11 protein-coding genes are annotated in these 13,796 nt (G+C 63.9%); 10 read left to right on the top strand and 1 reads right to left on the bottom strand.

The features are described from left to right. Positions 1–9: 9 nt before the first annotated feature. Positions 10–303, bottom strand: a complete 294-nt coding sequence (locus GON01_RS02470; RefSeq protein ID WP_157025631.1) for a PAAR domain-containing protein — start codon at positions 301–303, stop codon at positions 10–12. A gap of 126 nt (positions 304–429) precedes the next feature. Here GON01_RS02470 and GON01_RS02465 point away from each other — a divergent pair, with 126 nt between their 5' ends. The 10 genes from GON01_RS02465 to GON01_RS02420 all read left to right on the top strand — a co-directional run bounded on the left by GON01_RS02465 (position 430) and on the right by GON01_RS02420 (position 13,780). Next, positions 430–1,599, top strand: coding sequence for a type VI secretion system protein TssA (locus GON01_RS02465; protein WP_157025629.1), 1,170 nt, complete (start codon positions 430–432; stop codon positions 1,597–1,599). A 67-nt stretch (positions 1,600–1,666) separates the two neighbouring features. Further along, positions 1,667–2,185 carry a type VI secretion system contractile sheath small subunit gene (tssB, locus tag GON01_RS02460; protein WP_157025627.1) on the top strand — a complete coding sequence of 173 codons (519 nt, stop codon included), beginning with the start codon at positions 1,667–1,669 and terminating at the stop codon, positions 2,183–2,185. Positions 2,186–2,190: 5 nt separating this feature from the next. Then, complete coding sequence (gene tssC / locus GON01_RS02455; protein ID WP_157025625.1) at positions 2,191–3,684, top strand: type VI secretion system contractile sheath large subunit; 1,494 nt, start codon at positions 2,191–2,193, stop codon at positions 3,682–3,684. A 109-nt stretch (positions 3,685–3,793) separates the two neighbouring features. Beyond that, a complete protein-coding gene (tssC, locus tag GON01_RS02450) occupies positions 3,794–5,128 on the top strand; it encodes a type VI secretion system contractile sheath large subunit (RefSeq protein ID WP_198159759.1) in 1,335 nt (444 codons plus the stop codon). Next, on the top strand, positions 5,128–5,598 hold the full coding sequence (gene tssE / locus GON01_RS02445; RefSeq protein WP_157025621.1) for a type VI secretion system baseplate subunit TssE: 471 nt from the start codon (positions 5,128–5,130) through the stop codon (positions 5,596–5,598). The genes tssC (GON01_RS02450) and tssE overlap by 1 nt, the downstream gene beginning before the upstream one ends. A 4-nt stretch (positions 5,599–5,602) precedes the next feature. Continuing rightward, positions 5,603–7,417: a type VI secretion system baseplate subunit TssF gene (tssF, locus tag GON01_RS02440; RefSeq protein ID WP_157025619.1), complete on the top strand. Its 1,815-nt coding sequence runs from the start codon at positions 5,603–5,605 to the stop codon at positions 7,415–7,417. Next, positions 7,414–8,439, top strand: a complete 1,026-nt coding sequence (gene tssG, locus GON01_RS02435; RefSeq protein ID WP_181600191.1) for a type VI secretion system baseplate subunit TssG — start codon at positions 7,414–7,416, stop codon at positions 8,437–8,439. Before tssF ends, tssG begins: the two co-directional genes overlap by 4 nt. A 166-nt stretch (positions 8,440–8,605) precedes the next feature. Next, positions 8,606–11,251 carry a type VI secretion system ATPase TssH gene (gene tssH, locus GON01_RS02430; protein ID WP_181600190.1) on the top strand — a complete coding sequence of 882 codons (2,646 nt, stop codon included), beginning with the start codon at positions 8,606–8,608 and terminating at the stop codon, positions 11,249–11,251. 85 nt (positions 11,252–11,336) lie between these two features. After that, on the top strand, positions 11,337–11,813 hold the full coding sequence (locus GON01_RS02425; protein ID WP_157025616.1) for an Hcp family type VI secretion system effector: 477 nt from the start codon (positions 11,337–11,339) through the stop codon (positions 11,811–11,813). Between the two features lie 77 nt (positions 11,814–11,890). Then, complete coding sequence (locus tag GON01_RS02420) at positions 11,891–13,780, top strand: type VI secretion system Vgr family protein (RefSeq protein WP_157025614.1); 1,890 nt, start codon at positions 11,891–11,893, stop codon at positions 13,778–13,780. Positions 13,781–13,796 lie beyond the last annotated feature (16 nt).

The following is a 13,796-nucleotide window of genomic DNA, read 5'->3' as shown; positions in this document are numbered from 1 at the left end:
GCGCTGCGATTATCCGCCTACAATAACCGTCGGGCACCCCAGCACCAGCACGCCGCCGTGCGCGGTCATGTCGCCGATGCGAGCCTGTGGCATGTTCATGGTGATGACGGTAGCGCTGCCCTTTACGATCGTGTCGGGCGGGCCGACGCAGACGCACATGTCGGTCACGCGGGCGGCGGGCAGGCTGCCGATGAGCACGGTCGGCGCGCAAGGCCCGGAGACCGGTCCGCCGACGTGCGGGACGACGCCCGTCACCATCGGGCAAGTATGCATGTCGGTCAGCCTAGAGGCGGGCGTGCCCATCGAACGGCTCCTCGCGATCGCGTCACAATAACGCAGATACGGACCAACTCAAAAAAAAGAGTGGAGCAAGTTCCGTAAAACTGTAATCTTCCCCGAGAACTACGTGCGATCGCTCAGGGGGCTTGGTTGATCGACGAGGAAACCCGGCAGGCAATTCTGGCACCGATCGACGATTCGGTCGGGATCGATGGCCGCGAGGATGAGGGCGACGCGGGCGAACTGCTCCGCGACATCCGCTCGCAACGCAAGGCACTGATCCGTCAGGAACAGGCCGCGGCAATGGGCGAGAGCCCCGCCGACGAAGGGCTGGACTGGGACGGGCTGAGCACTCAAGCCCAGGATTATCTGAGCCGCTTCGGCAAGGATCTGGAGCCGATGGCGGCGCTCCTTGAGGCGCAGGTTCGCATCGATGGACCGCTGGGCCTGGCCGAGGCGATGACCTTGCTCGCGGACCTGGTCGAAGCGTTCTGGGATCGGGGGCTTTATCCCGCTGAAGACGAAGACGGCGTGGAGACGCGCTTTCAGCCACTTTCGGGCGTGAGCGGCGGCAGCAGCGACCGTGACGGCGCGCTGATCCAGCCCGTCCGGCGAATGGAGCTGGGCCGGGCCGGCGGCGAGAGCTTGCGTTATCTCGACAAGGTCAAGGCCGACATGCTGATGGCGTCGGCGCAGATCGGCTCTCCCGACCAGAAAGCCGCCAAGACCGACGAGGCGGACGCCGCCTACCGAATGCTGGAGGCGCTGGCCCGCCGCATTTCGCGCGCTGATCTGGAAGGCACGGCCCAGGCGCTTGGCGAGGCGGAGGCGAGCTGGCGCCGCGCGATCGGTTTCATTTCCGAGCAGACCAAGCCGCGCTTTCCGGCTGCGTCGAAGCTCTCCGACGAGCTTCAAGCCATCCGCGAATGGCTCGGGTCGCTGATCGCCAAATCTCCGGAAGCGGCCGGCGGGCGGGACTCTGCAAATGAATCCGCAGCAACCGCCGAGGCTGGGGAAAGTCCAGCGCTCGACGGGCAAGCCGATTCGGCGGCCATGTTGAGCGGCAGGATTGGTCGGCGGGAAGACGCATTGCGCGCCGTTTCGATGGCGGCCGACTATTTCGTAACCCATGAACCGCTGTCTCCAATCGGGCAGACGCTGCGCGAGGTTGACCGCAGGGCGCGAATGAGCCTTCATGACTATCTGGCTGAGTTGATTCCGGATGAGTCGGCGCGCGACGATTTCTACTGGCGCTCCGGCATTCGGCCGCCAAGCCAGCAAGCCTATGGCGACACTTCGTATGGGGAAGAATCGGAATAGAAGAGAACGGGCCGATCGGACGGACAACTGAAACGGGGGCGCGCGATGCGCTCGAGGGAGGTCAGAAATGGCGGACTCGGTACATGACAAGCTGAAGCGCGTTCGCAAGCCGCGCGTGCACATCACCTATGACGTCGAGACGGAAGGCGCGCAGGAAGTCAAGGAGCTGCCCTTTGTGGTCGGCGTGATGGGCGACTTCTCCGGCGACTCCGCGGTTCCGAAAAAGAGCCTCAAGGACCGCAAGTTCATCGACCTGAAGAAGGACAAATTCGACCAGGTGATGGCTCGCATCGAGCCGGCGGTGAAGATGAAGGTCGAAAACACGCTTGAGAAGAACGGCAAGGAATTCGAGGTAAACCTGAAGTTCCGCTCGATGGAGGATTTCGAACCGGAACGGATCGTCGAACAAGTTGAGCCGCTCCGCCGGCTGATGGAGACGCGCAACCAACTGCGCGATCTTATGGCGAAGGCGGATGGTTCGGAGCAGCTGGAGAGCCTCCTCGAGCAAATCCTGGGTGATCAGGACAAGCTTAGCCAGCTGCAGGCGCAGCTGGGCGTGGGCGACAGCGGCGAGAACAAGGAGTAAGCGTCATGGCTTCATCACCCCAGGCGGCAAGCAGCCCGCAGACGACTGCCACCGAGGCATCGGTCAGCCTTCTCGACGAAGCGATCAGCGTTACCAAACAAACGGAGCCGCAACGCGTCGAGGAACTGATGCGGACGCTCGCCAACGAGGCGATGAGCGGCACCGTCCAATTCAAGAAGAACATGACCGTCACGCTGCGCGAAGCGATCGCGAAGATCGACGCGCAGATCTCCGAGCAGCTTGCGGCGATCATGCACGGTGAGAAATTCAAGCAGATGGAAGGAAGCTGGCGGGGCCTTCATTATCTGGTGAAGAACAGCGAAATCGGCGAGTCGCTGAAAATCCAGATGCTGAATGCGACCAAGAAGGAAATCGCGGCGGACCTCTCCAAGGCGACGGACTTCGATCAAAGCCAGCTCTACAAGAAAGTCTACGAAGAGCAGTTCGGCACGCCGGGCGGCCAGCCGTTCGGCGCGCTGATGGGGGATTTTTATTTCTCGAAGCACCCGGACGACATCGAATTGCTCGGCAATATCGCGAGCGTCGCCGCTGCCGGCTTCACGCCATTCGTCGCGGCTGCCGACTCGAAGCTGTTCGGGATGGACAGTTTCGGCGAGCTGTCCAACCCGATGGACTTGCGCCAGTTGTTCGAGACGGCGGACTATACCAAATGGAATTCCTTCCGGCAGACGGAAGATTCGCGTTTCGTGACGCTTGCCATGCCTCGTGTGCTGGCGCGCCTGCCGTACGGCAAGGACACCAAGCCCATCGAGGGGTTTGCGTATGAGGAAGCGCCGCGCGATGCGGCCGGCGCGCCCCAGGCGATGGATCACGACGATTATTGCTGGATGAACGCGGCTTACGCGCTGATGTCGCGCATGACCGACGCGTTCGCGCAATATGGCTGGTGCACCGCGATCCGCGGCGCCGAAGGCGGCGGCAAGGTGACTAACCTGCCGACCCATGTGTTCCAGTCCGACGACGGCGATCTGGACACCAAATGCCCGACGGAGATCGGCATCACCGACCGGCGGGAAAAAGAACTGTCGGACCTCGGTTTCCTCCCGCTGTGCCACTACAAGAACACCGACTATTCCGTCTTCTTCGGTGCGCAGACCACGCAGAAGCCGAAGAAGTACGATCGACGCGAGGCCACCGAGAACGCCGCGATTTCGGCGCGGCTTCCCTACATCATGGCGACCAGCCGTTTCGCTCATTACCTGAAGGTCATGGCGCGCGACAAAATCGGGTCGTTCATGGAAGCGTCGGATTGCGAGAGCTGGCTGAACCGCTGGATCAGCAATTACGTCAACGCCACCGAAGGCGCCGGCCAAGAGGCGCGTGCCAAATATCCGCTGCGCGAAGCGCGGGTCGAAGTGCGCGAGGTCGAGGGCTCGCCAGGCTCTTATTCGGCGATCGCCCACCTGCGGCCGTGGCTGCAGTTCGAGGAGCTGACGACCTCCATGCGGCTGGTGGCGCGAATACCGAAGGTCGCTTGACCGATCGGCTTGCGGCGGCATGGCAGGGGCGGCGATTCTTTTCGACACCGGTCGGCCGGCCCCACCTCCATCGCAGGAGCCGGCGGCGCAGCATCAGCCGGCGACGGCAATGGACCGCGAAGAACTGGTCGCACGCGCGGCAGTCGTCATCGCGGGCATTGATCGGCGCCTGACCGCGCAGCTCGACGCCATTCTCCACAATCCGCGCTTTCAGCGGCTTGAATCGCTGTGGCGCGGCGTCGCCTGGCTCCTCTCGGGTGCCGAGGACCAGCAGGTCAGGATCCGGCTGCTCGACGTGCGCTGGACCGAGATCGCACGCGATCTGGAACGGGCGATGGCGTTCGACCAGAGTCAGATCTTCGATCTCGTGTACAGCCAGGAATTCGGCTCGCCGGGCGGCGAGCCCTTCGGCATTATGATCGTCGATCATCCGGTCTCGCATCGGGTGGGTGGGGTCGAGAAGACCGACGACGTCGCCGTGCTGGAGAGCCTAGCGGAAGTGGCTGCGGCCGCGTTTTGCCCGTTCATCCTAGGCGTCGACCCGAGGATCGTCGCGATGGACGGGTTCGACGAGATCGACCTCAGGCAGGACCTCGCGGCGGGCTTTGCCGATCCGACCTTTTCGCGCTGGAACCGGCTGCGGTCGCGCCCCGACAGCCGCTTTCTGGGCGCGGTCATGCCGAGGCTCCTCGCCCGGCGGCTTCATCGCGGCCGTGACCACCCGCGGCTCGGCTTTGTCTATGATGAGCGGGTCGACGGCGCGCGCGATCTGCTGTGGCTGTCGGGCGCCTTCGGGCTTGCGCATGTCGCGGCGCGTGCGATGGCGCGCTACCGCTGGCCGGCGGCCATTCGCGGCACGCTGCCACCCGGCGAAGGGGGCACTGTCGATGGGCCTGTGCGGCAATTCCTCCCAAGCGACCGCGAAGGCGTGGTGGCACGCTTCTCGGTCGAGAACGCGATCGGCGAGGAACAGGAAATGGCCCTGAACGATGCCGGCCTGATCGTGCTGCGGCAGATGCACCTGACCGGCATGGCGGCCTTCCTCAACCTGCCCAGCCTTCACCGCCCGCCCGACTATGACAGCGAAGCGGCGCGCATGAACGCGAAGATGGGCGCCATGCTCAATTACATTTTCTGCGTTTCGCGCTTCGCTCATTATCTGAAGGTCATGGCGCGCGACTGGGTCGGCAAATACACCGACGCCGGGCAATGCGAGCGACTGCTTCAGGATTGGCTGGACGGTTATGTCACCGGCGACGACGACGCCACGCCGGAAACGCGCGTGCGCTATCCCCTGCGCGAGGCGCGTGTTGCGGTCTCCGAACTTCCCGAAAAACCAGGCTCCTATGGCTGCGAGATCGCGATCCGCCCGCACTACCAGCTTGACCAGATCGCGTCAGAGTTCCGACTGACAACGATAATCGGCCGCGAAGGAGCGGCCTGATGGCGCGTGTCCTTGTTCATTCGCTGCTGGACCGGCTGATTGACGACGATCCGGATCGGGCAGTCGAGCAGGCGGAACCCGAAGACGTCGCGCTGGCCCGGTACAAGCTCGGCCTGCGCCGCGACCTCGAAGGGCTGCTCAACAGCAAGCGGCCGTTGTTGGCGGCCACGCGTCAGGACGACGAGTTGGGTCGAACCATTCTCGGTTTCGGTTTGGCAGACATCAGCACCGAGGATTTCTCGGCTATTGGCGCGCGCGATCGTATCCGGAGGATGGTTGCCGAATGCATTCGCGATCACGAGCCGCGCCTTTCCGCCGTCGAGGTCGAGGTGGATGGCGCGCCGACCTCGAAGGGCATTCGCTTCCGCATCACTGCGGTGCTGACGCTGACGCGCAGTCGCGAAACCGTGATCTACGACGCCAGCGTGCGGCCGAGCGATCGCGCGATCGCGGTCGAGCTGAGCGGATGATCGCATGATCGACGACCTGATCGAATATTATCAGCGCGAGCTGTCGTTCCTGCGCAACAATGCCGGCGCCTTCGCAGAGGCACATCCCAAGATCGCGTCCCGCCTGCGGCTCACGCGAGAGTCGGTTGAGGATCCCCACATCGGCCGGCTCATAGAAGCTGTCGCGTTCCTGAACGCGCGGCTTCGGCACAAGATCGACGACGAATATTCGGACTTGTCGGACGCGTTGCTGCTGACGCTCTATCCCCATTTGATCCAGCCGCTTCCGTCCTTGATGGTCGTCCGGCTGGAACCGGAAGTGGAGCTCGACAAACCCACGCGCATCTCCGCAGGCAGGATACTGCTCAGCGAAGAGGTCGACGGGGAGCCGTGCCGCTACACCCTGTGCCACGACGTGCAGTTGATGCCGATCCGGCTTTCGGGCGCAGCGATGGGAGGACCTCCGTTCGACGCGCCCGCCCTGGGCATGGGGCAGGCGAAAGGCCTGCTGCGGCTGACGTTCACGGCAACCAAACCGGATATCGAGCTAGACAAGCTGGGCTTGGATAGTCTCCGCCTGTTTATCAAGAGCGATGCTCGTCGTGCGCAGATCCTGATCGAGCAGTTAGGAGCTAACCTGCTCGGCATCGGCGTCGCCTCAAGCCCGGCGGATCCTCGTGCGGTGCTGCTTCCTCCCGATGCGCTGCGTCTCCTTGGCCTCGAAGAATCGGAGCTGCTGCTGCCGCACAACAAGGTCGCACGATCCGCCTATGCATTGGTGCAGGAGCATTTTGCTTATCCGCAAAAGCATCTCTTCTTCGAAATCGGCGGGCTCGATGCGCGCACGCTCGACCTATCCGGTCAGCAGCTTGAGCTCTTCCTTTACTTCGACCGTTTGTCGCCGGAGCTCGAGCGCGTCGTGCGTCCGGACGACTTCGAACTGTTCGCATGTCCCGCCATCAACCTGTTCGAGACGGAGGCCGAGCCTATCCATCTCGATCATTCCAGCGTCGAATACCGGGTCATCCCCGATGCGCGGCGCGAGGACGCGATCGAAGTCTATGCGGTCGAGCAGGTCAGCCTTCAGGACGCGAGCGGCACGAGGATCGATGCGCCGCCGCTCTACTCGGTCGACCGCGGCTCGCCGCGGCTGGGCCGCATGTTTCACGCGGTCTCGCGCCGGTCCAGCTTCGGGCCGGGCGGGGGAGACGATGTGTTCCTAACGGTCGCCGATCTCGACGGCCGCTTGCTGCGCGACGATGCGACGGTGGTGAACGCGCGCCTCCTTGCGACCAACCGCGATTTGCCCGCGCGCCTTCCCTTTGGCGGCGGCCGCCCCGATCTGAGCGTGTCGGGCACTGTGCCTGGATTGAAGGGCGCGAGCGCGCTTACCAAGCCGAGCCCGACGCGCCGCCCCGGCCGCCGCCGCTCGGCAAACTGGAAGCTCATCGGTCAGCTCTCGCTCAATCATCTGAGCCTGGTCGGCGAAGCCGCCGGGGGCCAAGCGTTGCGCGAGATGCTTGCCCTCTATGACGTCGGCGATACAACCGAGAGCGGGCATCTGCGCGACCGGCTGGTGGGCGTAAGTGCCCGCCCCGGCGTCGCGCGCCTGCGCATCAATGGTCATGCGGCGATGTGCGCCGGCATCGATGCCGTCCTCGAGATCGATGACGAGCGCTTGTCCGGATCGGGCAGCTTCCTCCTGTGCGCTGCGATAGAGCGCTTCCTGGCGGGGGCGTGTGCGATGAACAGTTTCGTGCGCGTCTCCGCCAAGCTTCAGCGGGAGAGCGGGGTCTGGAAAACCTGGCCCGCCCGAATCGGCGACCGGCCGCTGATATGAGCGACCCCGACCAGAGGCGCCTGAAACGGAGCACGCTGACCCAGGCGGCGCGCTTCGTCGAGCAACTGGCCCTTCGGAGCGGGTGCGAAGCCGAGGTCGGCAGGGACGCCTATCCCGGTGAGGAGCCGATCCGATTCCTTGCGTCGGACCGCATGGCGCTGGCGGCGAACGATGTCGTAGATGCGGATGCGCGAGGCGAGCAGTTCGCGCTCACCGTTAACGTACTGGGGCTTGCCGGCGCGACTCCGGCGTTGCCGCCGGTATATAGCGAACTGCAATTGCAGCGCCGCCGGCTGCGCGACTTTGCTTTCGCGCGCTTTCTCAATCTGTTCGACCATCGCGCGCTCTCCTTTTTCTATCGTATCGCCCGCAAGTTTGCGTGGCCGCTACTGGCCGAGCGGGCCGGCAAGGGGCAGCCCGATCCGGTCGCAAGTGCGCTGATCTCCGTGGCAGGCCTGTCGACGGAGGGGGTACGGGCCCGTCTCGATCTGTCCGATGCTGCGCTGGTGCCGCTGGTTCCGCATCTAGCCGACGCCCGGCGCAGCGCCGCGAGCGTCGAGACGGTGTTGCGGCATCTGACGGGCCTGCCGCTGCGGGTGGTGCAGGCGTGCCCGGTCTGGATGGCCGTCCCCGAAACGGAGCAGTCCCGGCTGAGCGGCATCGGCAGCCAGTCGGCCCAGCTCGGCGGCCGCTGGTCGGCGATGATCGGCGCCGCGGTGCTCGACGTCCAGCATCACTATATCGTCGAGATCGGGCCCGTTTCGTATGCGCAGATCCAGGCGTTTTGCGGCGGGTCGGAGGCCAGACGCGTGGTCAGTCAGCTCTGCGTTCTGGCCGCGGGGCTGGAACATCGGCCGTCAATTCGCCTGCTGATCAGGGCCGGCGACATCCCGCCGCTCCGCCTCGGCGACGACTCCGCTCCCGCCTTGCTGGGATGGACCAGCTGGACCGGCGCTCCCGAAGGGGAGAACGGCATCGTCGCAGACTGCGTGATCCCGATCGACCGTTCGGCGATCAACTGAAAAGACGTTGTCGGCCGGAAGCCAGTAGGTTACGAATGCAACCGCGAGTCATTTCAAAGGAATCGGATTCGGTTAAGTCCCACAATCGCCAGTCGAGAGCGGGGGCACGGGCGGTGATTTCATAGACGAAGCCGCGTCTTGGCTGTGAGCGACATAAGGGGGGAATGTGGCGCAGCTTAACCTAAAGAGTCTTGTCTCCAGGCTTGACGATACGGCGCGTTCCACTCTCGAAGGCGCCGCTGGCCTCGCATTGTCGCGGACGAACTACGACGTCGAGATCGAGCATTGGCTGCTGAAGCTGATCGATCGGCAGACGTCCGACATGGCAGTCATACTAAGCCATTTCTCTGTCGATGCAGGCCGGCTCACGCAGGATATCAATCGCCAGATTGACCGGTTCAAGACCGGCAACGGCCGTGCCCCAGGGCTGGCGCCCAACATCGTCAAGCTCATCAAGGAAGCGTGGCTGATCGCGTCGCTGGAGTACGGATCGGGCGTTATCCGCTCTGGTCATTTGCTGCTCGCGCTGCTCGGCCATGACGACCTGTCCATCGTGGCGCGCGACGCGAGCACGCATTTTGCCAAGATCCCGGTCGAGACGCTACGATCCACGATGGTTCAGATTGCAGCGGGCTCCGAGGAACCGCGCGGCGCGGCCGAGGCGCAGGCGCAGCCCGGCGCCGCTCCGGCTTCCGGCGGCCCATCGGCCGCGGCGCGCGGCGGCGAAGCGCTGGCAAAATACACGATCGACGTGACCCAGCAGGCGCGCGACGGCAAGATCGACCCGATCTTCGGTCGCGATCCTGAGATCCGACAGATCGTCGATATTCTGACGCGGCGGCGACAGAATAATCCGATCCTGACCGGGGAAGCGGGCGTCGGGAAGACGGCGGTGGTCGAGGGCTTTGCGCTCCGCATCGTGCAGGGCGACGTGCCGGATTCGCTCAAGGACGTGCGGCTTCTGTCCCTCGATCTTGGGCTGCTCCAGGCCGGCGCCGGCATTAAGGGTGAGTTTGAAAACCGGCTGAAATCGGTGATCGAGGAAGTGAAGAGTTCGGCGACGCCGATCATCGTCTTCATCGACGAGGCGCATACGCTGATCGGCGCGGGCGGGGCAGAAGGGCAGAATGATGCCGCGAACCTGCTGAAGCCGGCGCTCGCTCGCGGTGAAATGCGTACGATCGCGGCCTCGACATGGTCCGAATACAAGAAATATTTCGAAAAGGACCCGGCGCTGACCCGGCGCTTCCAGGTCATCAAGGTCGAGGAGCCGCCCGAAGCGCTCGCGGTGGCGATGCTGCGCGGTCTGGTGCCGGTGCTGGAAAAGCACCACGGCGTCCGCATTCTCGGCGAAGCGCTCGAGTCGGCGGCCGGCCTCTCGCACCGCTACATTGCCGGCCGGCAACTCCCGGACAAGGCAATCTCGCTGCTCGATACGGCCTGCGCCCGGGTCGGAATCAGCCAGGCAGCGTCGCCGCCGGCGCTCGAGAATGTCGAGCGGCAGCTGGGGTTGCTCGACTCCGAGGTCCGAATGCTCGAACGGGAGGGGAGGGCCGGGATCGACGTCTCGGCCGCGCTGGAGGCGAAGGCCGCCCGAAGGGCCGAGCTGGAAGCCGAGCGTGAGGCGCTGTCCGAACGCTGGAAGGCCGAGCGCGACGCCGTGAAGGCGGTCGGCGAGGCGCGTGCGGCGCTGGACGGCTTAGCCCCCGACAGCTCCGAGGCCGAGTCGGCGACCGCCAGGCTGCGCGAGGCGCAGGCAAAGGTCCGCGAGCTGCAAGGCGAAACGCCGATGGTTTACGACGTGGTCGACGGCCACGTGGTTGCTGAAGTTCTGGCCGGCTGGACCGGCATTCCGGTCGGCCGCATGGTCAGCGACGAGATCCGGTCGGTGCTATCGGTGGGCGAGCGGCTTTCGGCCCGCATCAAAGGCCAGGCGTATGCGCTCGACGTCATCGCGCAGACGGTCCGCACGGCTCGCGCCGGCCTTGCCGATCCGCGCAAGCCGCTGGGCGTCTTCCTCTTCTGCGGCACGTCGGGCGTCGGAAAGACCGAAACGGCGCTCGCTCTTGCCGAGCTGCTCTATGGCGGCGAGCAGAACGTCACCACCATCAACATGAGCGAGTTCAAGGAAGAGCATAAGGTTTCCACCCTGGTGGGCGCCGCGCCGGGCTATGTCGGCTATGGCGAAGGCGGCGTGCTGACCGAGGCGGTGCGGCGCAAGCCCTATTCGGTCGTGCTGCTGGATGAGATGGAAAAGGCACACCCCGGCGTTCAGGACGTATTCTACCAAGTCTTTGACAAGGGCATGCTGAAGGACGGCCAGGGCCGCGACATCGACTTCAAGAATACGCTCATCATCATGACGTCGAACGCCGGCACCGAGACGATCGAAGAGCTTTGCCGCAATGTCGATACACTGCCGGAGCCGGAGGAGCTTGCAAAAGCGCTCCGCCCGGCGCTGCTCGAATACTTCAAGCCCGCATTTCTCGGCCGCGTCGTGACGGTGCCTTTCTTCCCGTTGCCGCCCGAGATCCTGCGCGAAATCGTGGTGATCAGCCTCGAACGAATCCGCAAGCGCGTCACCGGGAGTTATGGCGCCGCCTTCGAATGGGACGACGCCTTGCTCGACCGGCTCGTCGCGCGCTGCACAGAAGTCGAAAGCGGCGCGCGCAACATCGAGAACATCCTGAAGCGGGGCATGCTTGCCGATCTTGCCGAGCAGCTACTGGTATTGCGTGCCGATGGAAAAGACGTCGCGAAAGTCAGAGTCACCGCGGGAGATGAGAAGGACTACGCTTTCGTCCTGAGTTGAGTGACGGCGGACACAGGATTGCGTGTTCGATCCTGGTATTTGGCGAGCAGCGGCTTTGTCGCTGCTGTGAGGAAGGGAGAGACAAGTGGCGATCTATCTGAAATTCGACAGCATCAAGGGCAGCACGACCGATTCCCAGTTCAAGGATCAGATCGAGCTGGAAAGCTTCCAATGGGGCGCAGGCATCGGCTGCTCAAGCGCACGCGGCGGCGACCGTACGACCTCCGAGCCGAGCGTTTCCGAGATCACTGCGAGCAAGCAGACGGACAAGTCCTCGGAGTTGCTGTTCAAGGCGCTCCTGAAGGGCGACGCGGTGGGCAAGGGAGTGATTTCGTTCACAGCCGCCATCAAGGGCGAGTCGGTCGCTTATGCGACGCTCACTCTCGAGGAGGTGATCGTGTCCGGCTTCAGCATGTCGAGCGGCGGCGGCGACAGCCTGCCGACGGAATCGATTTCGCTGAACTTCACGAAGTTCGACTGGTCGTTCAAAGGCCGCGACGTCAAGCAGGCCGGCAACCCGACGCACCTCATCTACAGCCTCGTCGAGAATAAGGTCGGCTGATTCTGGCCCGGCCGAGCGGTCCGCGTCGCTCCGGCGCGGCTCGCTCGCGCCGGTCCCGGATTGGTGCGAGGCGCGTCATGGGCCCCCATTTACTCAACCTCCTGGCGCTCGCCGACGCCACTCTCGACGATTACGAGTTGTTGAGCTTCAAAGGGCACGAAGGGATTTCGGAGCCCTTCGATTTCCGCCTTGAACTTTTCACGAAGGTTGAGGCCGATCGATCGAGCTGGATCGGTAAGCTGGCGGAATGGGACATCTCGCCTCATGCGGGCACCCGCCGCGTCTTCGCCGGGCGCATTTATGCTGTGCGGCATTTTTATACCGACGGCCATCTGCGCGTGTTCGTGCAGGTCAGACCCGCCTATTGGGCGGCGCACTATGCCCGTGCGACTCACTTCGTGCAGGACAAGACCAGTCGCCAGATTTTCGAAGCCATGAGCGCGGAGGTTCCGGGGCTCGTCAAGTCGATCAGCCTTTCGGGAAATCCGCCCGTCCGTGGCTATTCGGTCCGCTACGACGAAAGCGAGATCGACTATCTTGCCCGCCTGCTCGCGCAGGACGGCATCATGTATTTCTTCGTCCATGACCGTGGCGCCGGTCCCTATCATCACAAGATGATCGTGACGAACAAGGCAGCGGATTATTTCGACCTGCCCAGCGGGCCGATCACGTTCGAGCCAGAGTCCACGTCGGGCGTGTTCGATCACATCAGCCGGATGCAGCAGGCGACGGCGCGCAATCACGATCATGTGTCGTTCAACGTCAACAAGCTGGACACGCCATTCCGGAAAACGGGCTCAAGCTCGGAGAATTGGGGCGCGGTTTACGGCCACAGCTATGAAACCATCGGCTTCGAGTCAGTGGCGGAAGCCGATGTCGCGTCACGCCAGGCCGCCACCGACCAGCGCCAAGCCCAGCAGGCGGACAGGATCGTCGGCCAGGGCTCCGAACCCTCGTTCGCCGCTGGCGGGCGCGTCGAGATCAAAGGTGACCCGACTCAGGCGACCAAGCGAATCGTGATCACGTCGGTGACCCACAATGCTCGGGATCCCTGGATGCTTCAGGGCTCGGAGATCGCCAGTTACTCGAACGAGTTCGAGGCGATCGATGCGCGCCAGGTGTATCGTCCGCCCGTTGCCCAGCCGCAGCGCATAGCGCCGGGGCCGCTGCTTGGGGTGGTGGCGCTGGATGGCGCCGCCGCAGGCGAGGCGAAGATCGACAATCAGTGGCGGATCCCGGTCGAGATCGCCAACGCGCGCGACTATTCGGACCGGGGACTCCCGAAATATGTCTGGCTGCCGGTGCAGCAGCAATGGGCGCATTCCACCCACGGCGCGCAGTTTTTCCCCCGGGTCGGCACGCGGGTCATCATCGATTTCCTCTACGGCAATCCCGACCTGCCGTTCGTCTCCGGCACCGTCTACACGCCGTCCCAGCCATATCCGTTCGATCCGACCAGCAAGGCGACGCAGACCGGCTGGCGATCAATCACCGACAAGAATGGCAGCATCGTCCAGGAGTTCCGGTTCGAGGACAAGCCCGGCTCCGAGGAAGTCTATCTCTATACCGGCCGCGACTATCGCCGGGTGATCGACCAGGATGATTGGGGGACGGTGAAGCGCGACCAGACGCTGAAGGTCGAACGAGACCAGAAGCTCACGGTCACGCGCGACCGCACGCTCAAGATTGATGGCAAGCAGACGACCGACATCGCCAAAACCCGGACCGTCACCATCACCGACAAGAGCCTGGTGGAGTCGAAGAAGGAAATTCAACTCAAGGTCGGGCCCTCCACGATCACTATGACCATGCAGGGAATCGAGATCAAGGCGCCCACCATCACGATCAAGGCGGACGCAACGCTCGACATGTCGGCAGGCGCGAAAGCGACGCTGAAAGCGCCCATCACGCAGGTCAATGCCGACGGAGTGCTGACGCTCAAGGGCGGGATGGTTCTGATCAATTAGAGCCGAGAAGGGACGC

Origin of the sequence: Sphingomonas horti, from assembly GCF_009753715.1 — a bacterium.
Lineage (GTDB): Bacteria > Pseudomonadota > Alphaproteobacteria > Sphingomonadales > Sphingomonadaceae > Sphingomonas_B > Sphingomonas_B horti.
Note: the sequence above shows the minus strand (reverse complement) of the source record. Positions and strands in the feature narration are given on the sequence as shown.